The 24,087-nt window shown below is 69.2% G+C and carries 20 protein-coding genes; 10 read left to right on the top strand and 10 right to left on the bottom strand.

Going from position 1 to position 24,087, the window contains the following annotated elements; translation table 11 throughout:
- Positions 1–8: 8 nt before the first annotated feature.
- Positions 9–548: a MarR family winged helix-turn-helix transcriptional regulator gene (locus NGB36_RS10745; RefSeq protein ID WP_255919961.1), complete on the bottom strand. Its 540-nt coding sequence runs from the start codon at positions 546–548 to the stop codon at positions 9–11.
- A 228-nt stretch (positions 549–776) separates the two neighbouring features.
- Here NGB36_RS10745 and NGB36_RS10740 point away from each other — a divergent pair, with 228 nt between their 5' ends.
- The 5 genes from NGB36_RS10740 to NGB36_RS10720 all read left to right on the top strand — a co-directional run bounded on the left by NGB36_RS10740 (position 777) and on the right by NGB36_RS10720 (position 6,635).
- Positions 777–2,483 (top strand): chloride channel protein, encoded by a 1,707-nt coding sequence (locus tag NGB36_RS10740; RefSeq protein ID WP_255920096.1) that lies wholly within the window; start codon positions 777–779, stop codon positions 2,481–2,483.
- Positions 2,484–3,032: 549 nt separating this feature from the next.
- Positions 3,033–3,635: a TetR/AcrR family transcriptional regulator gene (locus NGB36_RS10735; RefSeq protein WP_255919960.1), complete on the top strand. Its 603-nt coding sequence runs from the start codon at positions 3,033–3,035 to the stop codon at positions 3,633–3,635.
- Positions 3,632–4,510 carry an alpha/beta fold hydrolase gene (locus tag NGB36_RS10730; protein ID WP_255919959.1) on the top strand — a complete coding sequence of 293 codons (879 nt, stop codon included), beginning with the start codon at positions 3,632–3,634 and terminating at the stop codon, positions 4,508–4,510. The genes NGB36_RS10735 and NGB36_RS10730 overlap by 4 nt, the downstream gene beginning before the upstream one ends.
- Positions 4,511–4,595: 85 nt before the next feature.
- Positions 4,596–5,423, top strand: a complete 828-nt coding sequence (locus tag NGB36_RS10725) for a class II aldolase/adducin family protein (RefSeq protein ID WP_255919958.1) — start codon at positions 4,596–4,598, stop codon at positions 5,421–5,423.
- A gap of 45 nt (positions 5,424–5,468) precedes the next feature.
- Complete coding sequence (locus NGB36_RS10720) at positions 5,469–6,635, top strand: alpha-hydroxy-acid oxidizing protein (protein ID WP_255919957.1); 1,167 nt, start codon at positions 5,469–5,471, stop codon at positions 6,633–6,635.
- 344 nt (positions 6,636–6,979) lie between these two features.
- Here NGB36_RS10720 and rox read toward each other — a convergent pair whose 3' ends face one another.
- Together rox and NGB36_RS10710 are read right to left on the bottom strand one after the other, a co-directional pair.
- Positions 6,980–8,407 (bottom strand): rifampin monooxygenase, encoded by a 1,428-nt coding sequence (gene rox / locus NGB36_RS10715; protein ID WP_255919956.1) that lies wholly within the window; start codon positions 8,405–8,407, stop codon positions 6,980–6,982.
- A 406-nt stretch (positions 8,408–8,813) separates the two neighbouring features.
- A complete protein-coding gene (locus tag NGB36_RS10710; protein ID WP_255919955.1) occupies positions 8,814–10,058 on the bottom strand; it encodes an MFS transporter in 1,245 nt (414 codons plus the stop codon).
- A gap of 134 nt (positions 10,059–10,192) precedes the next feature.
- On the opposite strand from NGB36_RS10710, the gene NGB36_RS10705 reads away from it, so the two are divergent.
- The gene (locus NGB36_RS10705; protein WP_255919954.1) at positions 10,193–11,161 is read left to right on the top strand and encodes a LysR family transcriptional regulator; all 969 of its coding nucleotides are present in this window, start codon (positions 10,193–10,195) and stop codon (positions 11,159–11,161) included.
- Between the two features lie 131 nt (positions 11,162–11,292).
- On the opposite strand, the gene NGB36_RS10700 is transcribed toward NGB36_RS10705, so the two are convergent.
- The 4 genes from NGB36_RS10700 to NGB36_RS10685 all read right to left on the bottom strand — a co-directional run bounded on the left by NGB36_RS10700 (position 11,293) and on the right by NGB36_RS10685 (position 16,082).
- Positions 11,293–12,660 (bottom strand): GH1 family beta-glucosidase, encoded by a 1,368-nt coding sequence (locus NGB36_RS10700; protein WP_255919953.1) that lies wholly within the window; start codon positions 12,658–12,660, stop codon positions 11,293–11,295.
- Between the two features lie 79 nt (positions 12,661–12,739).
- Positions 12,740–13,621, bottom strand: a complete 882-nt coding sequence (locus NGB36_RS10695) for a carbohydrate ABC transporter permease (protein WP_255919952.1) — start codon at positions 13,619–13,621, stop codon at positions 12,740–12,742.
- Positions 13,614–14,603 carry a carbohydrate ABC transporter permease gene (locus NGB36_RS10690; RefSeq protein WP_255919951.1) on the bottom strand — a complete coding sequence of 330 codons (990 nt, stop codon included), beginning with the start codon at positions 14,601–14,603 and terminating at the stop codon, positions 13,614–13,616. Before NGB36_RS10690 ends, NGB36_RS10695 begins: the two co-directional genes overlap by 8 nt.
- 153 nt (positions 14,604–14,756) lie before the next feature.
- Positions 14,757–16,082 carry an ABC transporter substrate-binding protein gene (locus NGB36_RS10685; RefSeq protein ID WP_255919950.1) on the bottom strand — a complete coding sequence of 442 codons (1,326 nt, stop codon included), beginning with the start codon at positions 16,080–16,082 and terminating at the stop codon, positions 14,757–14,759.
- A gap of 313 nt (positions 16,083–16,395) precedes the next feature.
- Between NGB36_RS10685 and NGB36_RS10680 the strand changes: the two genes are divergently transcribed.
- On the top strand, positions 16,396–17,661 hold the full coding sequence (locus NGB36_RS10680) for an ROK family protein (protein WP_255919949.1): 1,266 nt from the start codon (positions 16,396–16,398) through the stop codon (positions 17,659–17,661).
- Between the two features lie 419 nt (positions 17,662–18,080).
- Here the strand turns inward: NGB36_RS10680 and NGB36_RS10675 are convergent, their stop codons facing one another.
- The gene (locus tag NGB36_RS10675; protein ID WP_255920095.1) at positions 18,081–18,848 is read right to left on the bottom strand and encodes a MerR family transcriptional regulator; all 768 of its coding nucleotides are present in this window, start codon (positions 18,846–18,848) and stop codon (positions 18,081–18,083) included.
- Between the two features lie 369 nt (positions 18,849–19,217).
- Between NGB36_RS10675 and NGB36_RS10670 the strand changes: the two genes are divergently transcribed.
- The 3 genes from NGB36_RS10670 to NGB36_RS10660 all read left to right on the top strand — a co-directional run bounded on the left by NGB36_RS10670 (position 19,218) and on the right by NGB36_RS10660 (position 22,495).
- On the top strand, positions 19,218–19,616 hold the full coding sequence (locus NGB36_RS10670) for a TOBE domain-containing protein (protein ID WP_255919948.1): 399 nt from the start codon (positions 19,218–19,220) through the stop codon (positions 19,614–19,616).
- Positions 19,617–20,011: 395 nt separating this feature from the next.
- The gene (locus NGB36_RS10665; RefSeq protein WP_255919947.1) at positions 20,012–20,509 is read left to right on the top strand and encodes a molybdopterin-dependent oxidoreductase; all 498 of its coding nucleotides are present in this window, start codon (positions 20,012–20,014) and stop codon (positions 20,507–20,509) included.
- Positions 20,510–20,884: 375 nt separating this feature from the next.
- A complete protein-coding gene (locus tag NGB36_RS10660; RefSeq protein ID WP_255919946.1) occupies positions 20,885–22,495 on the top strand; it encodes an ABC-F family ATP-binding cassette domain-containing protein in 1,611 nt (536 codons plus the stop codon).
- A gap of 178 nt (positions 22,496–22,673) precedes the next feature.
- Here the strand turns inward: NGB36_RS10660 and NGB36_RS10655 are convergent, their stop codons facing one another.
- Both NGB36_RS10655 and NGB36_RS10650 read right to left on the bottom strand, forming a co-directional pair.
- On the bottom strand, positions 22,674–23,123 hold the full coding sequence (locus NGB36_RS10655) for a hypothetical protein (protein ID WP_255919945.1): 450 nt from the start codon (positions 23,121–23,123) through the stop codon (positions 22,674–22,676).
- 180 nt (positions 23,124–23,303) lie between these two features.
- A complete protein-coding gene (locus NGB36_RS10650; protein WP_255919944.1) occupies positions 23,304–23,996 on the bottom strand; it encodes a dienelactone hydrolase family protein in 693 nt (230 codons plus the stop codon).
- Positions 23,997–24,087 lie beyond the last annotated feature (91 nt).

Genomic DNA, 24,087 nt, shown 5'->3' with positions numbered 1-24,087 from the left:
CACCAGCCTCACCAGCCGACGTCGAGGGACGGTTTGACGTGCGCTGGGGGCTCCCCGCCGGCTTGCGTGAACGCGTTGAGCGCTTCGATCAGACCAGCACGCCGGTCGGGCGGCATGGCGGCGACGATGCGGGCGATCTCGTCCCGGCGGTGTTCGGTGGCCTCGCGGACGACGCGTCGTCCGGCGTCGGTCAGGTCGATGAGGATCTCGCGCCGGTTGGCCGGATTGGGCGTGCGGGCCAGCATGCCGGAGGCCACGAGCCGGTCGACCATGCGCATGGCGGTGGAGGGGATGACGTCGAGGTGTTCGCCGAGGCGGGAGATGTTCATCGCGCCGCGGCTGTCGAGGACAACGAGCATGCGGAATTGCGGCAGCGTCAGCGCCTCTTCGACGGAGGCGAGAGATCGCGCGGAGACCGCCACGAGTAGTCGTGATGCGGTCAGGACGGCGGTGACCACCTCGTCGGCGCTCTCGGCATCGGCACCGGCGGGGCTTGAGCGTCCTTGATCGCGCGGTGAGGGGGCGGTGTGGGGTGGGCGCTTCGGCATGTGCACCTTTCTACCTCCTCTCCACCGCCTCGCCGGAGGCCGCGGGCCACTGCGTCTCACATAGTGAGCGTCCCTTGCATAGGACAATGGTAGGTCTTGCATACTGCAAATATGATGAGCCGACCGACCACGGGACCCACCACAGCTTCCATACGCGGCGCCGCGCCCGCCGTGCGGCGTGGCCTGCCCGCCGGGCTTGCCGCTTTGCGCGAGGCGAAGAGCGGACTGCTGGCGATGGCACTGCTCGTCGGAGCCGTCGCGGGCCTCGGGGCGATCGTCTTCCGTTGGCTGATCAAGACCTTCACCTCCCTGCTGTCCGGTCACGCCGACTATTCGGCGGTGACCGGGCATCCGGCCAACCCGCATGTGCCGTGGCTGGGCCCCTGGTTCGTCCTGGCGGCACCGGTGCTGGCGGGGCTGGCGTACGGGCCGCTGGTGCAGCGTTTCGCCCGCGAGGCGCGCGGCCACGGGGTGCCCGAAGTGATGTACGCGGTCGCCCGGCGCGGCGGACGGATCGCCCCGCAGGTCGCGATCGTGAAGTCGCTCGCCTCCGCGCTGTGCATCGGCGGCGGCGGATCGGTCGGTCGCGAGGGGCCGATCGTGCAGATCGGCTCCGCCTTCGGCTCCACGCTGGGGCGCGTGGTGAAGGTGGCCGAGGACCGGATGCGGGTGCTGGTCGCCTGCGGTGCGGCCGGCGGCATCGCGGCCACCTTCAACGCCCCACTGGCCGGGGTGTTCTTCGCGATGGAGCTGATCCTGCGCGACTTCACCGCAGAATCCTTCGGCATGGTCGTCCTCGCCTCGGTCACCGCGTCCGTGATCGGCCGGGCCGCCTTCGGCAATACCCCGTTCCTGCACCTGCCGCCCTTCACGGTCCACAACCTCGCCGACTACCTGCTGTTCGCGCTGCTCGGTGTGATCGCCGGTGCCGTGGGGGTGGCCTTCACCCGGATCCTGTACTGGATCGAGGACGCCTGCGACTTCGCCTGGCGCTGGCCGGAGTGGGCCCGCCCCGCCGTCGGCGGTCTGCTGCTCGGCGGTCTGCTGCTGGTGCTGCCGCAGATGTACGGCGTCGGCTACCCCGTGCTGGAAAACGCCGTCGCCGGCAAGTACGTGATCGGCTTCCTGCTCGTCCTGCTCGTCGGGAAGATCGTCGCCACCAGCCTGACCATCGGCATCGGCGGCTCCGGCGGGGTCTTCGCGCCCTCCCTGTTCATGGGCGCCATGCTCGGCTCCGCCTTCGGCGCCACCGCCCACGACCTTGCGCCCGGCATTACGGGGCAGCCCGGGGCGTACGCTCTGATCGGCATGGGCGCGGTCTTCGCCGGAGCCGCACGCGCCCCGATCACCGCCGTGATCATCATGTTCGAGCTGACCGGCGAGTACTCGATCATCCTGCCGCTCATGGCCGCGATCGTGCTGGCCACCGGCATCAGCCGGGCGCTGTCGAAGGACACCATCTACACCCTCAAGCTGCGCCGCCGCGGCATCGACATCGACCACACCCCGGCCACCGCACCGCTGGCCGGGATCACGGTGGGCACGGTGATGGAGCCGGTCCCGGCAACGCTCGATGAGAACCTGCCGTTGGCCAAGGCCGCCGGTGCCTTGGCCCGTTCCCCGCACGGTGTCCTACCCGTCCTCGCCGCCGACGGCAGCTATCTGGGCTGCGCCACCGCCCGCACCGCCGCCGAAACCCTCGCCGACGGCACCCACAACACCACCACCGTCGCCGCCATCACCCACCTGCCCAAGCCCGTCACCACCGGCACCGGGGTCGCCGACGCGCTCGACGCCCTGGTCGCCACCGACGGCGCAGGCGTGCCTGTCCTCGACGAGGACCGCACCCGCCTGATCGGCTGGGTCACCCACCAGGCCGTCCTCACCGTCCTCCACAACGGCCCGAAGCAAGCACCGCAGCCAGCACATACCTGACGGCCAGTCACGGGAATCCTGCTCACCGGCGACAACCACCGGGCCGCCCACACCGCCGCGGCCGTCGGCATCGACCAGGTCCACGCCGAGGTCCACCCCGATCACAAAGCCGCCATCATCCGGCGACCTCCGGACAGACGGTCAGCGGGTGGCCATGGTCGGCGACGGCAACAACGACGCCCCCGCGCTGATGCAGGCCGGTCCGGTGATGGGGACTACTACGAGTACGGGTTCCTGCCCGCGCCCGGCTCCTTAGTGACCCTCGGTATCGGGATCGCGGCTGTCGGCTTCGGGATCGCCGCATCCACGGCGGTTTGCGTGCGGAACTGCTGCTGGCTGGCTGGCGGGGATGCAGAGCGCTGCCCGTCGATCACGGTCGTGCCGGAAGCCGTGTTGTTCACGGTCGTGCCGGGAGGCCGGGTTGCGTCTGTCGCGGCCTTGTGTCGCACCACCCTCATTCGATAGCTTACCCTATCGGATATGTATTACTATCGGATAGGTAGCCCTATCCATGATCGTCGGTCGTCATGACGAGAGCAGGTGGGACGCATGGCAAAACGCGTGACCAAGAGGCGACTGGAGACGAACGAGCGACTGCTTGATGCGGCCGAGAAGGCGTTCGCCGAGCATGGGTTTCACGGGGTCTCGATCGCGGAGCTGTGCGCACGGGCCGGCTATACGACCGGCGCGTTCTACTCGAACTACGGCTCCAAGGACGAGCTCTTCCTCGCGTTGTTCACTCGTCGCTCCGAGGTCGTCCTCAAACAGCTCGGGGAGGCGGTGGACCAGGCCATTGTCTCCGGGGATCCGGTTGCCGTGTTCATCGAGCTGGCGAGCGTCGTGGACGAGGAGACAAGAACCTGGTTCCTCATATCCACCGAGTTCACTCTCTACGCCATCCGCAACCCCGAGGTGGCCGAAGTGCTCGCTCGCCACGACGCGGCGATCCGGGCGGCCATCGCGGAGCTGATCGCGCCGCTCCTCGCGACCGCGCCGAGCGGGGTGGCCGAGGCGGATCTCGACATGCTGCTGCGCTTCGTCGTCGCTGTCCGGGAAGGCGGGCTGGCACAGAGTCTGGTGGAGCCGACAGCTCTTCCGCACGGCGAGCTGGAACGCCGGTTCCTGCCCGCGCTGTTCGGAGGACGCGGATGACGACCGGTATCGAGCAGTGGTGGTCCGGGGGCGACCTGGTCCCGCTCACCGTTGCCGGAGTCTCACGCGAGGTGTTCGTTCGCCGGATCGGCAGCGGCCCCGTGATGACCCTGCTCCACGGTTTCCCCAGTTCGTCGCACGACTGGGCCCAGGTGGTACCTGATCTCGCTGCTCACCACACCCTGCTCATGCCGGACTTCCTCGGCTTCGGTGCGAGCGAGAAGCCAGCCGATCACGACTACTCGATCCACGAACAGGCCGACCTGGTGGTCGCGTTGTGGCAGCACGAGGCGGTGGCCTCGACGCACCTCGTGGCACACGACTACGGCACCACCGTGGCGCAGGAGCTGCTCGCGCGCAGCGCCGACGGGTCATTGAAGAGTCGGATCACGAGCCTGACGCTGCTGAACGGCGGCATCTACCCGGAACTCCACCGACCGGAACCGGTCCAGTCGGCGCTGCTCGACCCGGACATCGGCCCCCAGCTCAGCGCATCGCTGAACGCAGAGCTCATGGCATCCGCCCTCGCACCGACATTCGCCGAGGGCTACGACCCGAGCGCCGACGTAGCCGAGATGTGGAAGGGCGTGAGCCGCGGTGACGGCCACCTGAACGCCCACCGGCTGATCCGCTACATCACCGACCGGGCCACCCACCGAGACCGATGGGTGGACGCCATGGAGACGAGCAACCTGCCCAAGACGTTCATCTGGGGCCTGCGCGACCCCATCTCGGGTGCCCACATGGCCGAGCGGATCGCCGAGCGCATGCCGGACGCGCCGCTCCACGCCCTTGGGGACGTCGGGCACTGGCCCCCACTGGAGGCGCCGCAACGCGTCGCCGCCCTGATTCTCGCCGCGGGAGGAAGCAGCTGAAGTTTCCCTGTGCCGGCGTCACGGGGCGCACGGCCTGACCACGTCTACGTACATCGGTCTCCGCACATCGAGAGGAACGAAGAGCATGACGACCACGCAGCGCTACGCCCCCGAGATCCTCGACCTGATCCGGGCCAACGTCGGCCCGATACCCGACGACTTCGATCTCCCGCTCCCGCCCATGGATCCCTCGGTCGAAGAAGAGCGCGACATACGCAAGCAGGAACTCGCCGCCGCCTTCCGGATCTTCGGCAAGCTGGGCTTCTCCGAGGGGGTCGCCGGGCACATCACCGCCCGCGACCCGGAGTTCCCCGACACGTTCTGGGTCAACCCATTCGGGATGAGCTTCAACCAGATCAAGGTCTCCGACCTGATCCGTGTCGACCATGAAGGCAACCTCCTGGACGGAAAGCGACCGGTGAACCGTGCTGCTTTCTGCATCCACTCCGAGGTCCACAAGGCCCGCCCGGACGCCGTCGCAGCCGCGCACGCGCACTCCCTCCACGGCAAGGCGTTCTCGACGCTCGGGATCCCGCTGGCACCTCTCACCCAGGACGCCTGCGCCTTCTTCGAGGACCAGGGCCTCTACTGCGACTACCGCGGCGTCGTGAGCGACTCCGAGGAGGGGCGCCGTATCGGCGAGGCGCTCGGTTCGGCGAAGGCTGTGATTCTGAAGAACCACGGCCTGCTGACCATCGGCCAGTCGGTTGCCGCTGCCGCGTGGTGGTTCATCACGATGGAGCGGTCGTGCCAGGCGCAGCTGCTTGCCATGGCCGCCGGCACCCCGCACGAGATCGATCGGGAGACCGCGGAGCTGGTCCGCGCACAGATCGGCGGGCCGCTCGCGGGCTGGTTCCAGTTCCGTCCGCTGTGGGACCAGATCGTTGCCTCGTCACCGGACCTGTTCGACTGAGGCTCCCGGCTTCGTCAGAACCAACCAGAGGAGGCAGGAGCGCACATGGCAAACTTCGGCGACTACCAGTTCGAGATCTACCTCGACGGACTCTCCGGCATCATGCCGAAGATGCCGATGACCTACGCCGAGTTGGAGGAGCGAGGTTCCCAGGCGTTGGACCCCTGGCTCCTCTCCTACGTCGCCGGCGGGGCGGGCGACGAGCGCACTCAGGACCTCAACGCCTCGGTGTTCGACGACTGGGGGCTGATCCCGAGGATCCTCGTCGACGGAGCCCAGCGAGACCTGTCCATCGAGCTGTGCGGGCTGTCGCTGCCGTCCCCGCTGTTGATGGCGCCCGTGGGTGTGATCGGCCTGTGCGCGCAAGACGGCCACGGTGACCTGGCCGTGGCGCGAGCCTCGGCCAGGACTGGTGTGCCGATGATCGCCTCCACGCTCACAGTCGACCCGATGGAGGATGTCGCTGCTCAGTTCGGTGACACCCCGGGCTTCTTCCAGCTCTACACCCCGAACGACCGAGAACTTGCGGAAAGCCTGGTGAACCGGGCCGAGCAGGCGGGTTTCAAGGGGATCGTCGTCACACTGGACACCTGGATCCCCGGGTGGCGGCCGCGTGACCTCAGCCGCTCGAACTTCCCCCAGCTGCGAGGGCTGGTCCTTGAGAACTACTTCAGCGACCCGATTTTCAGGTCCCGGTTGGCCAAGCCCCCGGCACAGGACCTCCAAGCCGCAGTGGGCGCCTGGGCGACGACCTTCGGCAACCCGAGCCTGATGTGGGACGACCTCGCCTGGTTCCGTTCCATGACCGACCTGCCGCTCATCCTCAAGGGAATCATGCATCCCGAGGACGTCAAGCAGGCGATTGACGGCGGTGTCGATGCGATCTACTGCTCGAACCACGGTGGACGCCAGGCCAACGGTGGCCTTGCCTCGCTCGACATGCTGCCAGATGTCGTCGAAGCCGCCGACGAGACTCCGGTGATCTTCGATTCCGGGGTGCGCTCCGGCGACCACGTCGTCAAAGCGCTGGCGCTGGGCGCGCGAGCGGTGGCGGTGGGGCGACCGTACGTCTACGGTCTGGCGCTGGGGGGCGAGGACGGAATCGTCCACGTGCTGCGGTCTCTCCTTGCGGAGGCCGACCTCCTCATGGCGGTCGACGGCTACCCGAAGATCGCGGACCTCGGCCCCTCGGCTCTGCGGCGACGCCCGTGACTCAGCTGTTCAGCTTCTGTCAGCCACCAACGCGGTGACTTCTCGGTCGTGCAGGTCCACCGAGGGTCCTGGCCTCCGACGCCGTCGTCACCATGGGCTGCCGGGGAAGTCCGGCAGCGCCTTGCGCGGGCTGATCGGCGCTACCCAGCCGCGATAGCTTCTGCGATATGCCAGAGCTCGCCGAATCGGCCGCCGTCGTCGAACCGTTCAGCTGCGTTGACGCTGAGATTGATCTTGCTGACGGCGTGCTTCGGGGGGTTCGAGCCGGCGGGGCAGGGCACCGGACCGCGCCGAACTCGGCCGGAGGAGACAGGTCCCACCCCTTTCGAGCCGCAACTGCGCGCTCAGCCGACGGCAGTGCCGAACCACTCGGGCAGCTGGCTGAGCAGATCCTGCTGATCTTCACCGACCCACGCCACGTGGCCGTCCGGGCGCAGCAGCGCCGCGGGCACGTCCAGTTCCTCGCTGACGTCGACGACGTGGTCGACCCGATCTTCCCAGCCTGCCACCGAGAGCCGGCCGGTCTGGTCGAGCAGAAGTCCGCGGCCGCCGTGCATCAGCTCGTAGAGGCGACCGCGCTTCAGCCCGACGTCCCGCATCCGCCGGCCGAGCAGTTCATGCCCCTCGCCGAAGTCGTAGCGGACCGCGATCGCAGTGATCTTCTCGATCAGGTACCGGTTCACGTCCTCGAAGTCCATCAGCTCCGACACCAGCCGGCGCACTGACCGGGGACCTGGCTCGGGGGACAGCAGCTCGGTCTGCGCGCGGGTGTTGTCCAGCACATCGGCGGCCACCGGGTGCCGTTCGGTGTGGTAGCTGTCCAACAGCCCCTCCGGCGCCCAGCCGTTGACCTCGGCGGCCAGCTTCCAGCCCAGGTTGAACGCGTCCTGGATGCCGAGGTTGAGCCCCTGCCCGCCGGTCGGCGGGTGGATGTGCGCCGCGTCGCCGGCGAGAAGCACCCGGCCGGTCCGGTAGCGCTCGGCCAGCCGGGTGGCGTCGCCGAAGCGGGAGAGCCAGCGCGGTGAGTGCGCGCCGAAGTCGGTGCCGGCGAATACCCGCAGCCGCTGCCGGAGCTCCTCCAGGGTCGGTGGGACCGTGCGGTCCTCGGCCACCCCTGCGGCGGGCACGATGATGCGGTACACCCCGTCCCCGAGGGGTATGGCGCCGAACCGCACATGGGTCTTGCGGACTTCGGCCACCACGGCGGCCAGCGTCTCCGGTTGCTCGGTCACCTCCACCTCGCCCAGCAGCGTCTCGACCCTGGCGGGCTCACCGGGGAAGCCGACGCCGAGCAGCTTGCGCACCGTGCTGCGGCCGCCGTCGCAGCCGACGAGGTAGCGCGAGCGCAGCTGCGTGCCGTCGGCCAGCTCGGCGGTCACCCCGTGTTCGTCCTGGCTCAGCCCGACCAGTTCGCAGCCGCGCCGGATCTCGGCGCCGAGCTCGGTGGCGTGCTCGGTCAGCAGGCGCTCGGTGACCGCCTGCGGGATGGCGAGGACGTACGAATGGGCGGTGTCCAGGCGGTCAGGCCACGACTTGCCGATGCCGGCGAAGAAACCGCCGACTGCGAACTGCTTGCCGAGCGGGAGGAACCGCTCCAGCAGACCGCGCTGGTCCATCACCTCGATGCTGCGCACGTGCATGCCGAGCGCGCGGGACTGCCCGGTCGGCTCCGCCTCCTTCTCCAGCACGAGCGCGTGCACACCGTGCAGCCGCAACTCGCCGGCCAGCATCAAGCCGGTCGGTCCGCCGCCGGCCACGATCACGTCAATCATGAAAACCCCCCTCATCCAACAAGGTTGCATTTCGCCAGCTGCTCCGCGCAGTCCGGCGGCGCGCACACCCGCACCTCCGCGCCGAGTGCCCGCAACCACACCGCGAGTCCCACCGTCGTTCGACATCCCCGCGCGACCCATACATAGCCAAAAGCGCACGTACTTCGCGAATCCCTGATTTCCGCAAGTTCTGGCTTCGGTCGGAGATTCTGCAGCACGACCCGGGTCTTGCCGCAAGGCCCCCGGTGCGCTATACGTTGAGAGTGGCAAGGAGTGGGTAACCTCCTTGCCTTTGCCTTTTGTCGTCCGCTGTGGACGGACAAGCTCCTCCCGAGCGGTGATGCGCCGGTTCCACTAATCCCGGGGCCGGACTTCAGCGAAGGGATCAGTGTCGAGCTGCGGCATGTCATGTGAGGCTCGCGGCCTGTTCCCTTGTGTTCTGGGGCGCGTTCTCCCGGCGCGGGAGCAGCAACGGGGTGGTGAGGAGGAGGACTCCGGCGGCTGCAATCGCGGCGCGGGGGCTGGTGATGGCGGCAAGCAGACCCCACAGGGCGGTCAGCGCCGCGATGATGGCGCTGCTGCTGACCGACCACGCGGACAGGGTGCGGGCGACCCGGTCGGGGTCGGTGTGGTCGAGCCGGTAGGTGGCCAGCACCGGGTTGAACACGCCGTAGCAGGTCACCAGGCCGAGTTGGACGGCGATGATGAGTACGATCCCGGGGACACCGGGCCGGACGAACGCCAATCCGACAGGCCAGCACGCACGCAGCGCCCCGGCGGTGAGCATCACCTTGTGCTGCCCGAATCGCGCGACGAGTCGGCGCGCCAGGCGTGAGCCGACGAGACCACCGACGCAAGGGGCCGCGAACGCGAGACCGTACTGCCAAGGTGCGAACCCGAGGCGGCCCAGCAGGAGTACGGCGAGCAGCGGCTCGGTCGCCATGATCAGGCCGTTGACCACGATTGTGTTGAAAAACAGCGGGCGCAGCGCGGGGTGGGTGAGGATGTAGCGCCAGCCTTCGAGCAGATCGCCTGCTCGCAGCCGCGGTGCACCGGTCCGCGCGGGGCGCGGCTCGCTCCCGCCGATAGCGCGGATGCCCAGCGCCGAAAGCAGGTAGCTGACCGCATCGGCCACCACGCTGGTCACCGGGCCGAACATCCCGATCGCGGCCCCGCCGAGCGGTGGTCCGACCACAGTCGCGGTCCACGTCGTGGACTCGAACCGGCCGTTCGCGACGAGCAGGTCCTCCGGCGGCACGAGCGCCTTCAGATACGCACCGCTGGCCGTCTTGAAGGCGATGTTGGCCGCAGCGACGACGACGGAGACGACGAGGAGTTGGGCGAAGCTGAGCCAGCCGAGCGCGAACGCGGCGGGGACGCTCATAATCGCCGCGAACCGGGTCAGGTCCATCGCCACCATGACCGGCCGCTTGCGGCGGAACTCCACCCATGGACCGAGCGGCACCGCGACCACGGCCCCTACTGCCCGCCCCGCGGCAGACAGCGCCGCCACCTGGGTCGGCCCGGAGTGCAGCACGAGGACCGCGATCAAGGGAAACGCACCGAACCCGATCCCCGAGCCGTACGAGCTGACCGCATACGCCGCCCACAACCACCCGAACCGCCGCCCCAGCGCCCGCCTACCCGGCATACCCAACGCACCTCTCGCCGATCTGAACAACCACACCCTGACTATCGGCATCAAAGCGAGTAGCAGATGGCGAGATCAAACAACCGATCAGCCAGGAAAGCACAACCATTGGTTGTGTCGATACCGTGGTCGGCGTGGATCTCGATGCTGTGCGCACGTTCGTGGCCGCCGCCGACGCGGGGCGGTTCCAGGACGCCGCCGCCGAATTGTCGATCACCCAGCAGGCAGTCTCCAAACGCATCGCCACGCTGGAGAGGATCCTCCGCGTGCGGCTGTTCACCCGCACCGCGCGCGGAGCGAAGCTCACCATCGACGGGCAGTCGTTCCTGCCCCACGCCCGCGACCTTCTACGGGCCGAAGAGCGGGCAGTCGCCTCCGTTTGTCCCGGCCGCCGCGCGCTGCGCGTCGACGTGATCGGCCGACGACTCGCCCCGGCTGCCCTGCTGCGCGACTTCCATCGCGCGCACCCCGAGGTCGAACTTGATGTCGTGACCCTCTTCGACGCCGACGCGGCCATCGACGCTATCCGGTCCGGCACGATCGACGCGTCCTTCCGCGCCGTCACCATGCCCGGCCGGCAGCTCCCCGACGACATCGGGGTCGTCCGGGCCTTCGACGAGCCTGTCCAGCTTCTCACTGGACCGGCCCACGAGCTCGCCGCCGCCCGCGCGGTCACGCCCGCCGAGCTCGTCGGGCACCGGATCTGGATGCCCGGCATCGTTCCCGGAACCGAGTGGGCCGCCTACTACGATGCCCTCGCTGCCGCGTTCGGGCTCACCATCGAGATCACCGGCCCGGACTTCGGCACCGAGCCCCTGTTGGACACCATCGCCGACTCCCGGTCGCTGGCGACCTTCGTCGGAGAGCAGACACGCCTCGTCTGGCCCGCCGACCACGGCTTGCGGCGGATCGCCGTGCGCGACCCGGCACCGGTCTACCCGCACTCGCTGGTGTGGCACCGCGACAACCCGCGCCCGACACTTGCCGCGCTCCGCGACCACCTATGCTCCGGGCATTTCGAGCACTCTGACGCCGAGACCTGGACACCGACATGGGCAATGTGGTCAGGACCACCGCGTTGCCCAGCGCCGACAACATCGTGAGCCGAGAGGACGTCCGGCCTCCGGCGGCGTCGGCCGGGTGCGATCGGCGGGTGCGTGCGGCAGGCTGGTCGAGGTCGTTGTCGACGTGGCGGATGTGTTCGCGTCCCGGGCCGGGCGCAACCCGAACGGCGTCAGACCGCGGCCGTCGGGGTGGAGTCGGCCCGGTGGGCGCGGATGATGTCGGCGTAGCGGCGGCCGCTGTCCTTGATGGTGCGGCGCTGGGTGGCGTAGTCGACGTGGACGAGGCCGAAGCGCTTGTCGTAGCCGTAGGCCCACTCGAAGTTGTCCAGCAGCGACCAGGCGTAGTAACCGGTCAGCGGTGCCCCGGCGGCCGCGGCGCGGGCGCAGGCGGCCAGGTGTTCCTCCAGGTAGGCGGTGCGCTCGGGGTCGTGGACGTGGCCGTCCGGGCTGACCACGTCGTGGTAGGCGGCCCCGTTTTCGGTGACCATCAGCTCGTGGACCCCGTAGTCGCGGGTGAAGCGGAGCAGCAGTTGTTCCAGGCCGAGCGCGTGGACCTCCCAGCCCATGGCGGTGCGCGGCCCCGGCCCGGGCACTTGCCGGAAGAAGGGTGCCCCGCAAGCCGGGTCGTCGGTGATGATCTGCCGGAAGTAGTAGTTCACGCCAATCCAGTCGAGCGGCTGGGCGATCGTCTCCAGGTCGCCGTCCCGTTCGGGCAGGGATACGGAGTACACGTCGACCATGTCCTGGGGGTAGCCGCGGCCCAGGACGGGGTCGAGCCACCAGCGGTTGATGTGGCCGTCGGCGCGTTGGGCCGCGGCCTTGTCGGCGTCGCTGGGGCTTGCCGGTTCGCAGGTGCTGAGATTGTTGATGATGCCGAGGCGGACCGGGCCGGGGGAGGCAGCCCGTACCGCCTGGGCAGCGAGACCGTGGCCGAGGTGCAGGTGGAAGGAGGCGCGGACGGCGGCGGTGAGGTCGGTGAGGCCGGGGGCCATCTTCCCTTCCAGGTGACCGATCCAGGCGCTGCACAGAGGTTCGTTGAGGGTGGCCCAGTCGGTGACGCGGTCGCCGAGCCGGGCTGCGACGACGGCGGCGTAGTCGGCGAAGGCGTGTGCGGTGTCGCGTGCGGGCCAGCCGCCGCGATCCTGGAGGGCCTGGGGCAGGTCCCAGTGGTAGAGGGTGGTGTTCGGGCGGATGCCGGCCGCCAGCAGGGTGTCGACGAGGCGGTCGTAGAAGTCGAGCCCGGCCTGGTTGATCTCGCCGGTGCCCTCGGGGACTATCCGCGGCCAGGCGATGGAGAAGCGGTAGGCGGTGAGGCCGAGGGCGCGCATCAGGGAGATGTCCTCGGGCCAGCGGTGGTAGTGATCGCAGGCGTGTTCGCCGGTGTCGCCGCCGTCGACAGCCCCGGGGACTTGGCAGAAGGTGTCCCAGATGGAAGGGGACCGGCCGTCCTTGGCCACGGCCCCCTCGATCTGGTAGGCGGACGTCGCCGCCCCCCAGAGGAAGTCGGGGCCGAAGGCGGTGGTGTCGGGGGAAGGCATCGGGCTCCTCAGCTCACGGTTCGGGTGAAGGGAGGGGAAGGAGGTCAGGGCGCGGCGGCCGTAGAGATCGCTCGCAGGGTTACTTGACCGATCCAGCCGTCAGCCCGGCGACCAGATAGCGCTGGAGCAGCAGGAACGCCGCTACCACGGGCACGCTGACGACCAGCGAGGCAGCCATGATCTGGTTCCAGTACACGTCGTTCTGCGACGCGTAATTGCGCAGGCCGACGGCCAGCGTGCGGGTGGAGTCGTCGGTCATGACGGAGGCGAAGAGCACCTCGCCCCAGGCGGTCATGAAGGAGTAGACGGCGACGGTGACGACGCCGGGCACGGCGGCCGGGAGGATGATCCGGAACAGCGAGCCGATCGGGCCGTTGCCGTCGACCCGGGCCGCCTCGTCCAACTCGCGCGGGATCGAGTCGAAGTACCCGGCCAGCATCCAGATCGAGAACGGCAGCGTGAAGGTGAGGTAGGTGATCACGAGCCCGAGCCGGGAGCCGGAGAGCTGCACCCCGGTGCCGGCGCCGATGTTGACATAGATGAGGAAGAGCGGCAGCAGGAACAGGATGCCGGGGAACATCTGGGTGGACAGCACGGTCACGCTGAACAGCCTCCGGCCCGGGAACCGGTAGCGGCTGACCGCGTAGGCGGCCAGGATCGCGATGACGACGGAGACGACGGTCGAACAGCTGGATATGATCAGGCTGTTGAGGAAGTAGTGCCCGAGCGGCACCGTGCTCCAGATGTCCGCGTACGGCCGGAGCGTCAGATGCGCGGGGATCCATTCGAAGCCGGCCTGCACGTCCTGCAGCGGTTTGATCGAGCTGCTGAGCATCACGTAGAGCGGGAGGAACGTCAGCAGGCCGACCAGGGTCAGGCCGATCCTGCGGGTCCACACGAACGATGGCGGCGGCGCCATCGGGGGCCGGTGTCGGGACCGTGACGGCGACCGGTCAGGCATCGGCGTTCCCCCTCCGGTTGGTGACGAGCAGATACGCGGCGGTGACCAGGAGCAGGAAGACCAGCAGCAGGACGGACATCGCCGAGCCGGAGCCGAAGTTCCAGCTCTGGAAGGAGGTGTCGTAGATCTGCAGGGAGAGCAGGTTCGCCTGGGGCGGTGGCACGTTGCCGAACAGGACGTAGGGGGTGTTGAAGTCGTTGAAGGTCCATAGGAAGAGCACCAGGACGAGAACCTGGTTGACGGGGCGGAGCTGCGGCAGGGTAATCGAGCGGATCCGCAGCCACACGCCCGCCCCGTCGATGGCGGCCGCCTCATAGAGATCGCCGGGAATGTTCTGCAGGCCCGCGGTGACGACGAGGAAGGCGAACGGCCAGGTTCGCCAGACCGCGGTGATCACAAGGGCCCAGAAGCTGTTGCCGCCGAGCAGCCAGAACGGCGGCTGCTTGAACAGGTGCAGGTCGTGCACGAGCAGGGTGTTCACCAGCCCGGTGTCCCGCTGGAACATAAACTCCCAAGTGATCGCGGCGGTGTAGGCGGGAAGGGCGTACGGGATCAGGAAGTAGGTGCGCAGTAGCCTGCGGCCGCGGAAGGGGTCCTGCATGAGCAGCGCGGCGCCCGTTCCGATCAGCCAGGACAGGCCCACCGTCAGGACGGTGAAGCCGCAGGTGATCCAGAAGGAGTGCAGCAGATTGCGGCCGACCGCGCTGTTGACGTCCAGCGCGAAGCGGTAGTTGCCGAGGCCCGCGGAGGGGGCGGCGCTGCAGTTGCGGATGAAGAACTCGGTGAGCTGCTTGAAGCTCATGAAGATGCCGACGAGCATCGGCACCACGTGGACGAGCAGCTCGAAGAGCACGGCCGGCAGCAGGAGCAGGTACGGCAGGCCGATCCGCCGCACGCGTTCCCATGAACGGCGTGTCGGAGGTGGCGGCGTGGGCGGCGGCGCGGACACCCTGGCGCGGGCGGCTTCGGTGGCTGCGGCCATCGGCGTGGGTCCTTCCAGGCGGTGCGCTGCTCGCTCGGGTGGCAGTGGTGCGGTGCACGGACAGTTGCGAAAGGTCCGTCCGGGAGGCGGGTCGGCGGACGGGTCTCCCGCGAGACGGAGGCGTGCGGCGCCAGGCGGTGTGGCAGTCGCCGGTCAGCCACCTGCCTGCAACTGCTGCTGCGCCTGGTTGAGCTGGGCGGCCACCGTCTGATCGGTGACGGCCTTGCCGCTGGCGGCGTCGGCGAACAGGTTCTTCAGTACCCCGCCGATGGCCGTCTCGAACTGGCTCTCCTGGGGTACGGCGGGCATCGGCGCGGCCGAGTTGTCGAGTACCTTCTGGAACACCTGGGCCGTGGGCGTCTGGAACGCCGGGTCGGAGTAGGCGTCGGTGACCGAGGGCAGCGAGCCGTAGGCCTTGTTGAGCTCGATCTGGGTCTGCCTGCTGGTCATGTACTTCACGAATTTCAGGGCGGCGTCCTTGTTCTTGGTGTCGGCGAAGACGGACAGGTTGATGCCGGCCACGATCGAGTCGGCGCGCTTGCCGCCGGGCGGTAGCGAGGCCGGGAAGGGCACGGGTACCACGCCGTACTGGGAGGGTTTCATGCCGTAGTTGGCCAGCGACGCGTCAGCGGTCTGCCACAGCAGCATGGCTGCCTTGCCGGTAGCGAAGTCCTGCACGGCCTCCGTTCCGTTGGAGTACTCGGCGTCACTGGGGTTGGCGATCTTGTCGGCGGCCATGAAGTCGACGTACTGCTTGATGGCGGCGACGTTCTGGGGCGTGTCGAAGGTGGGTTTGCCGGAGGCGTCGAAGAAGCTGCCGCCGTGCTGCTGGCTGAAGGTGAAGGCGTGGTGGGCGTTCTCCGAGGTGCTTGCACCCTCGACGCTGACGCCCCACTGGTTGCCATGGGTGAGCTTCTTGCCGTCGGTGACGAACTCATCCCAGGTGGTGGGCGGGTTGGCGATGCCCGCCGCCTGGAACATCGCCTTGTTGTAGTACAGCGCGTAGGCCATGGAGTACAGGGGGACGCCTACCGGCTCCTTGCCGGGTGCGCCGGTGGCCGCCAGCGCCCCGGGCAGGAAGCGTCCGCTGTCGCCGATCTGCTTCATCACGTCGCTGGACATGGGCTGGAAGGCGCCGGTCGCCTGGAGCGAGGCGGACCAGGTGTTGCCTATGTTGACCACGTCCGGTCCCTGTCCCGAGCTGGCCGCGGCCAGGATCCGGTTGAGCAGGTCGTTCCAGCAGATCACCTCCAGCTTGACGTTGATACCGGTCTGTTTGGTGAACCTGGTGAGTTCGGGCGTGAGCACCCTGACGTCGTCGGAGATCGAGCTGCCCTGGTCGCTGGCCCAGTAGGTGATCGTCGGATGCCCGCCGGAGGCGGAGGAGGAGCCGGAGCCGCTGCCGCACGCGCCGGTCAGCAGGGCGGTCGCGGCGGCGAGGGCGAGCACGACGGGTCTGCGGTGCAACGGACGGCGCATGGCGGACCTTTCAACGGGCGGTAGGCGCGGTGGCATGACGGGTCGAGAGGGTGCCGGGGCTGCGAGGTGCGGGACGGTGGGCCGAGAGGGGGCGGGGTTGCAAGGCGCGCGTGGGTGGTTGACCGGTGACCGGACCGCTGCGACGGATGACGGGGCCCGCCGGGCGGTTCGTGAACGCCCTTTCCTCAAGGGTTAGTTCGCGGTGTGATCTAACTTGTGAGACAATCAACCGTCAAGACATCGCGCAAAATTGACGGTCGGCCGGTGCCCCCCCTGAACGGAGGCGGCCGCCGACGAGCAGAAGGGTTGGCGCATGACCAACGAGGGGAACAGAAACGTCCGCGACCTGCGGCGCGCCAACCGGGCCCGGCTCCTGCGTCACCTGTACTTCCACGGGCCGCTCAGCCGACAGGACCTCATCCACGCCACCGGCCTCAGCTCCGCCTCCGTCAGCAACGTCGTCGCCGACCTGCTGGAGGCGAAGGTGGTCGTCGAAGCCGGCTCGGTCGAGTCCGACGGTGGCCGGCCGCGGATCCTCCTCCATGCCGACAACGCGCGCTACCAGGTCATCGGTGTGGACGTCGGCGAGACCCGGATCCGGCTCGAACGCTTCGACCTCAGGTTGCGCGAGCAGGCGTCGATCGACGTGCCCATCGTCGGAAGACGTCCGGACCCCGACCAGGTGGTCGCCGGCATCGCCTCGGGTCTTGGCGAGTTGGCCGCGGGACAGGAGCGGCGGATCCTCGGAGTCGGCATCGGCGTGCCCGGTATCGTCCAGCGGGAGCCGTACGCCGTGGTGTACGGGCAGACGGTGGGCTGGGACGCGGTCCCGCTCGAGGAGCTGCTGCGCGCCCACACCGAACTGCCTCTGTTCGTCGACAACGGCGCCACGACCATGGGCCAGGCCGAGTTGTGGTTCGGCTCGGGCAGCACCTCCGGCAGCGCCGTCTTCCTGCTGATCGGGTCCGGTACCGGGGCGTCGCTCATCATGGGCGGTAAGCCGCTGCGCGGCTCGAGCACCAGCGCGGGCGAGTGGGGCCACACGAACGTCCAGGTCGGCGGCAGGCTGTGCCGCTGCGGCACACGGGGCTGCCTGGAGGCCTACGTCGGCGCGCCCGCCGTGATCGCCCGCTACCAGGAGGCCGAGGGCGCTGCGGAGTTGGATCCGGCCGACGAGGAGAAAGCGCTCAGCAGGATCATGCTGCTGGCCGAGCGTGACCGCTCCCCGGCGGGCGAGGCGGCCAGGTCGGTCCTGGAGGAGACAGCCCTCCGTATCGGCGTGGGCATCGCCGGCCTGGTCAATCTCTTCAACCCGCGGCGGGTCATCATCGGCGGCTGGGCCGGACTGACCATGGCCCCCGCGCTGCTGGCCCCCATCCGCGAGGCCACCCGGGACCACGCGCTGCGCCTGCCCTTCTCGCAGACATCCATCGAACTGGGCGCGCTCGGCCCCGACGCCGTCGCGCGGGGCGCGGCCACCCTGCCCGTGGCGCGCTTCCTGGACGCCGGCGGGGAACTGCCCGCACTGCCGCCGAATACCACTCGCGAGGTGGGGCGCGCCGCTGCCGCCGCCCGCTGACCACTGCGGGCGGTGCTGAGCCCGCCTTAACGTCCTGAAGGACATTCAGGGTATTTCGACCGCGGCGTGCGCACTTTGTTGACAGCCGCGAATCCGGCTCCCACCATGCCGCGTACAGAGATGCCGAGAGCCCGGCCGGGCCCCGACGCCGGACGACACCGGGGCCCGAACTCGCCCGCCGCCGTGCCCCGGGGTACCCGGCGCCCCCTGGAGGAGGATGGCAAGACGCCCGCGAGTCGGGCAGGCCCTCCGACTGTGGTCCCTGGTGGACAAGCGATGGACGGAGGCCTTTGGACGGTGCAGCACGAGGCATCGCGTTGAGGGTGGCGCGCCCGCCCGGCCACCCCGGCGTCGGGCCTCCTTCCGCGAACGGTGGCTGCTGCCGGGGTCTGCAGCCCCCCGGCAGTGTGAACCGTCGGTCAGCTCAGCCGGGCATCGGCGTAGACGACCATCGCATCGCGCTGGTAGACGGCCAGCCCTTCGGCGATCTTGTCGAAATTCGAGCGGAACTGCGGGTCCTCGACGTAGGTCTGGCCCAGTCCCTCGTACGCGGCGGCGTTCGGGGTCCAGAACCGACAGACGCCCTGGTAGTGGGCGTCCACTTCGGCCTGCACCGCAGGATCGGCAACCGATGTGCCGACCACCATGAACTCCGCCATGCGGATCATCTGCGCCGTCACCTCACGCTGCCACCGCTCCATGTCCTCTGCGGTCATCGCCTCGATGACCTGCTGGGACTGCTCCCACGCCTGCGGCCACCGCTCCCGTACCTCGGCCTCGGCCTCGGAGTGGGAGGGCTCGAATCCCTCGAACAGGTTCTCCGGCCTGTTGATCTTTGTCATGTCGTCGTTGTCCTTACCTTCCTCCAGTTCGGCGATGGTCCGCCCGACCGTGCGGGCGAGCGTCTCGAGCCGGTCCCGCTCCCTCAGCAGCCGCCGGTGGTGCTCGCGCAACACGGTCACCTGATCGACGTGGCTGTCCAGGACCGCCTGGATCTCGCGCAGCCCGAGGTCCAACTCCCGCATCAGCAGGATCTGCTGCAGCCGCAGCAGATCGGCCTCCTCGTAGTAGCGGTGCCCGTTGCTTCCGATCCACGCGGGCGGCAGCAGACCGATCTCGTCGTAATGCCGCAGCGTCCGGGACGTCACCCCGGACATCCGGGCCACATCCGCGATCGACCAGGCCATTGCCGTGCCTCCCATCGCCGGGCCGGTCTCTCCGGCCACACAGACGACCGTAGGAGTTGACGCAGCGGAAACCGCAAGCCGGAACCGGCGTCCGAAGCGGAACAACGCACAGACGCGGCGCAGTCCCGCGCAGGCGCTGCGCCCGCACTTCGGCGATCGCTGGCGTCTGGAGCGGCTGACGGTCAACTAGCGCACCCCGGCTGAGGTCATGGACGCCTCGGGCGAGATGCTGGCCGCGATCCATCCGGAGCTGGAATCGCCGCGCGCCACGTGTCCAGTACCGTCCCCGAGCCGATAGCCAACCGGCTGATCTGCCGGTTCGCAGCAGGCGACGCGGCTGTCACCGTCCGCCGTCGTTAGAGTGCGGTCATGCCTTCTTACAGCATTGGCCAGGCTGCGCGGCTGCTGGGCGTGAGCGGGGAGACGGTCCGGCGGTGGGCCGATGCGGGGCGGCTGGTCACCGAGCGGGACGAGGCGGGGAATCGCGTGATCGACGGGGTGAGTCTTGCGGGCTTCGCCACGGATCGGGCGAAGGATGCCGGGTTCGAAAGTGACGACGTCCTGACCTCGGTCCGCAATTCGTTCCGCGGCATCGTCACCGCGGTGCGTGTGGACGATGTGGTGGCGCAGGTGGAGATCCAGGCGGGTCCGCATCGGCTGGTCTCGGTGGTGACGCGCGAGGCGGTCGAGGACCTGGGGCTCGCGGTGGGTGTTGTGGCGACGGCGCGGGTGAAGTCGACGAACGTTCACATCGACCGGCCCTTGTAGCGCGGGCCGTGCGGGTGGCACAGGAGTGCCGCGCGGAGATCGAGCCGGTCCGTCAGGCGGGACAGGTTGCGCCCGACCCCGCCTTCGCCAACGCCCTGCGCGACGCGACCGGAGTGCGCTTCACAGAGGTCCCGCTGCTACGCGCCAAGGTGTGGCTGGCCCTCGAGGAACACCGGGCTCAGGACGCAACGCCGGACCGGCCGTCCAGGAGGCACCCCCCACACGAAGGCTCGGCATGACCAGGATGCCCGCATGTGTGAGCCATATTCTTTAATACGGCACACATTCATGAGGCAAAGTCGCCGAAAGCTGCAGCATGTGCGGTTCGCGACCATGGTGAACGGGCATGACGTCTTCCGGACAACCCGTCGCACGGATGGTCGGAGGGGACGCCGATGAGCCGCACCACAGCACCGCCCCTGACAACAACGGTCCGCACCGGGCCCCTGCGCCTTCACGGCGACCTCCGCCACCCCGCCGACCTGACCGTGGAACAGCTACGGCACTTCTCCGCCCACCAGGCAGACGTCGTCTTCGACTGTGCCACCAACGGCGCCCAGCACCACGCCTTCACCGGACCCCTGCTCAGGGACGTCATCACCCGGGCCGAACCGGCCTTCGACGTGCGCCGCCGCAAGGACCGCTCGCGCTTCCTCGTCGCGGTCTTCGGCAGGGACGGCCATCGAGCAGTGCTGTCCTGGCCGGAAATCGACGCCGAATTCGGCAACGCCCCCGTGCTGCTCGCCACCAGCCTGGACGGAAACCCGCTCGATGCGGAAGGCAGCCAGCTCGTCGTCCCGAGCGATGCCTGCGGAGCGCGGTACGTCAGCGCGATCACCGAAATCTGGGTGGGCGCCTACCGTCCCACGAACACCGAAGCCGACCTGGCGTAGGCATTGTTGAGGAATCAGCCGCCGGTCCGCTGGCTTTCGAGCCGCGCGATGCGCGAACCCGCAGCTCGGGCAGGACGGCGACGCGGCGGCGCGGAGCGGCGGGCGCCACCCAGACGGTGACGGTGGCTCTGTAGCGGGTGGGCCCGAGGCCGGCTGCGCCCCGGTGCGTGCTCGCGGCCGAGTTCGGGGCAGCCGCGCCGGCCGGCAGGCGTCCCCGCTGTCGGGGCCCGAACAGTGGGCCTACGAAATTCGGTCGCTCGGCGGCGACCGTTGCCTCTACGGTGCAGAAGTCTCATTGCCGCCGACTGGAGAAGACCATTGCTCATCTGAGGTTTCCCGCGTCATCGAACACCGCGAACCCGACCGGAGGCCTCCATGAGTACGTCAACCTCGTCCGTCGTCTGCGCCGACCTCACCTTCGCCTGGCCCGACGGCACCCCCGTGTTCACCGACTTCTCGCTGCTGATCGGTCCCGGCCGTACCGGACTGATCGGCGTCAACGGGTCAGGTAAGTCGACGCTGCTCCGGCTGATCGCCGGGGAGCTGACCCCGGCCGGCGGTTCGGTCAAGGTCACCGGTGAGTTCGGCTACCTTCCGCAGAACATCACACTCCGCACCGACGTACGCGTCGAGGAAGCGCTCGGGATCGCCGAGATCCGCAAGGCACTCGCCGCGATCGAAGCCGGGGACGTGCGCGAGGAGAACTTCGCCGTCGTCGGCGACGACTGGGACGTCGAGGAGCGGGCCCGGGCCACTCTCGACCGGCTCGGCCTGGAGCACGTCACGCCGCAGCGCCCGATCGGCGAGCTCTCCGGCGGCGAGTCGGTGCTGCTCTGCCTCGCCGCGCAGCTCCTGCGGCGGCCCGACGTCCTGCTCCTCGACGAGCCCACCAACAACCTCGACCTGACCGCCCGCCACCGGCTCTACGATGCCGTCGCCCAGTGGACGGGCGCCATGGTGATCGTCAGCCATGACCGGGAGCTGCTCCGACTCGTCGACCAGATCGGCGATCTGCGCTCGGGCGAGATCCGCTGGTACGGCGGCAACCTCACTGACTACGAGGAGGCGGTGGCCGCCGAGCAGGAGGCGGCCGAGCGCATGGTGCGCGTCGCGGAGTCCGATGTGCGCAAGCAGAAGCGCGAACTGAGCGAGGCGAGGATCAAGCTCGACCGGCGCGTCCGCTACGGGCAGAAGATGTACGACACCAAGCGTGAGCCCAAGGTGGTGATGAAGGAACGCAAGCGCCAGGCGCAGGTGGCCGCGGGCAAGCACCGCACGATGCACATGGAGAAGCTCGAAGAGGCCAAGGAGCGGCTCAGCGAGGCGGAGTCGGCCGTGCGTGACGACAACGAGATCCGCATCGACCTGCCGCAGACCTGCGTCCCGGCCGGACGGACGGTGCTCACCCTCACTGGGCTGCAGCCGCAGTGGGGCGGCGACCGGGCCGATCTGGATGTGCGCGGCCCCGAACGGATCGCCCTCGTCGGCAGGAACGGAGCGGGCAAGAGCACGCTGCTGCGCACCATCGCCGGTGAACTCCCGCCGGTGGCAGGGGAGGTGAGGGCGTCGGTTCCCGTCCGTTATCTGCCGCAGCGGCTCGACGTCCTCGACGATGGGCTGACGGTGGCGCAGAACACCGCGCGGTTCGCGCCTGCGGTGGCCGACAACACGATCCGCGCCAGGCTGGCCCGGTTCCTCTTCCGGGGGCGTCGTGCCGACCAGCAGGTGGGCACCCTCTCCGGCGGCGAGCGCTTCCGGGCCACCCTGGCGGCGCTGCTGCTCGCCGAACCACCGCCGCAGCTCCTGCTGTTGGACGAGCCGACCAACAACCTGGATCTGGCGAGCGTGCGGCAGCTCTCCACGGCGCTGGAGTCGTACGAGGGCGCGCTGATCGTGGCCGGTCATGACGTCCCGTTCCTGCGCGATCTGGGCATCACACGCTGGCTGCGGCTCGACGGCGAGCTGACCGAGATCGACCCGTTGTGACATCTGCCGTGTAACCAAAGGAACGAGCGCCGGGAGGGCCTCGTGGCCGGCAAGCGGGCCTCGCGACCGCGCGAGAGCGTCTGGCTCACGCGCCCCCGGCACCTCGGGGGCGCGGCGGGCACACGAGCGGGGCGCTGACCGAGCAGATCGCCGACCACGGTCTCCCCCGAGGCTTGCGTTACTTCGACGCCCCCTGCTCGAAGATGACGCTGTTGTCGGCGGCGACGATCTTCACGCCCTTGATCGCGCTTGCGCCGGAGGTGGGGATGGCGCCGGCGAAGCCCTGGCCCACGGACTGGAACTCCTTCTTCGCCTGGGCGTCGCTGGTCTTCGCGTTGGTCTCCATCACCAGGTAGCACGAATCGTCGGAGGTGATCTTCGTGATCTTCACCCCCGTGCCGGCGGTGTTCAGCTCCTGGTTCATGGCGTCCTTCTCGCTGTCCATCGCCTGCGTGGCCTGCTTCAGGACCGGGGCGTTGCACCCCTGGCCCGGGGCGGCGGCGGCCGGCGTGGACGCGGCGGCGCTGCTCGGCGCCGACGAGCTGGTGGCCTTGGTGCCCGACGAACAGCCGACGGCTCCGGCGCCCAGGCAGACGGCTGCGGCTATGACGGCAAGAGTCCTGTTCATGAAAGCTCCAAGTCGTAACGCAAGTACACAGATGGGCATGTACACGCAAGAGCACGGCTGCCCCGCCGCGACGGCCGGATCACCCTACCAACTCGTCAGGGACATGCCAGACTCGATACCGGGCTCGGGACAACCGCTCGGGACACCCGCTCGGGAGAGCTCAGGACAGCTCAGGACAGCTCACGACAGATGCGTCCGCAGGAACTCCAGCGTGCGGTCCCAGGCGAGCGAGGCGGAAGCCGGGTCGTGGGTCTCCGGGCGGCTGTCGTTGAAGAAGGCGTGGCCTGCCGGGTAGAGGTGGAACTGCGGGGTGATGCCGGACTGGCTGCGGATCGCCGAGGCGAGCTCGTCGAGCGACTCCGGCGGCACAGTGCGGTCGGTACGGCCGTAGTGGCCGAGCACATCGGCCTTGAGCGCCGAGAAGTCCGGCAGATCACCGTGGATCACCCCGTAGAACGGTACGGCGGCGGCGATGCGCGGGTCGCGGGCGGCGAGCAGCAGCACGAAACCGCCGCCCATGCAGAAGCCGACAGCGCCGACCCGGTCGCCGGTCACCTCGTCGCGCGAGAGCAGGTAGTCGACGGCACCCGAGAGCAGCTCGACGCCGCGTCCCGCGGGCAGCCCGGCGGAGATCCGGCGGGCCTCGGCCGCGTCGTGGGCGACGGTGCCGCCGAACAGGTCGGGGGCGAGCGCGGTGAATCCGGCGGCGGCCAGGCGGTCGGCGACGTCGGCGATGTGCCCGGTCAGGCCCCACCACTCCTGGATGACGATCACACCGGGACCGCCGCCGTCGGCGGGCAGGGCGAGGTAGCCGTGGGCGGTGCCCGCGGCGCTGGGGAAGGTGACGTTCTGGCGGGCGGGTGGCTGGACCATCGGATGCTCCTGGTGCTGAACGTACTGGGCGATTCCGGGTGTGAGGCCCGGCTGGTGGCCGCCCGCCGCGCGTCAGCATTCCCGTACGACT

Origin of the sequence: Streptomyces humicola, assembly GCF_024436035.1 — a bacterium.
Classification (GTDB): Bacteria; Actinomycetota; Actinomycetes; order Streptomycetales; family Streptomycetaceae; genus Streptantibioticus_B; species Streptantibioticus_B humicola.
The sequence above is the reverse complement of the archived record's forward strand: the minus strand, read 5'-3'. Positions and strand labels throughout refer to the sequence as shown.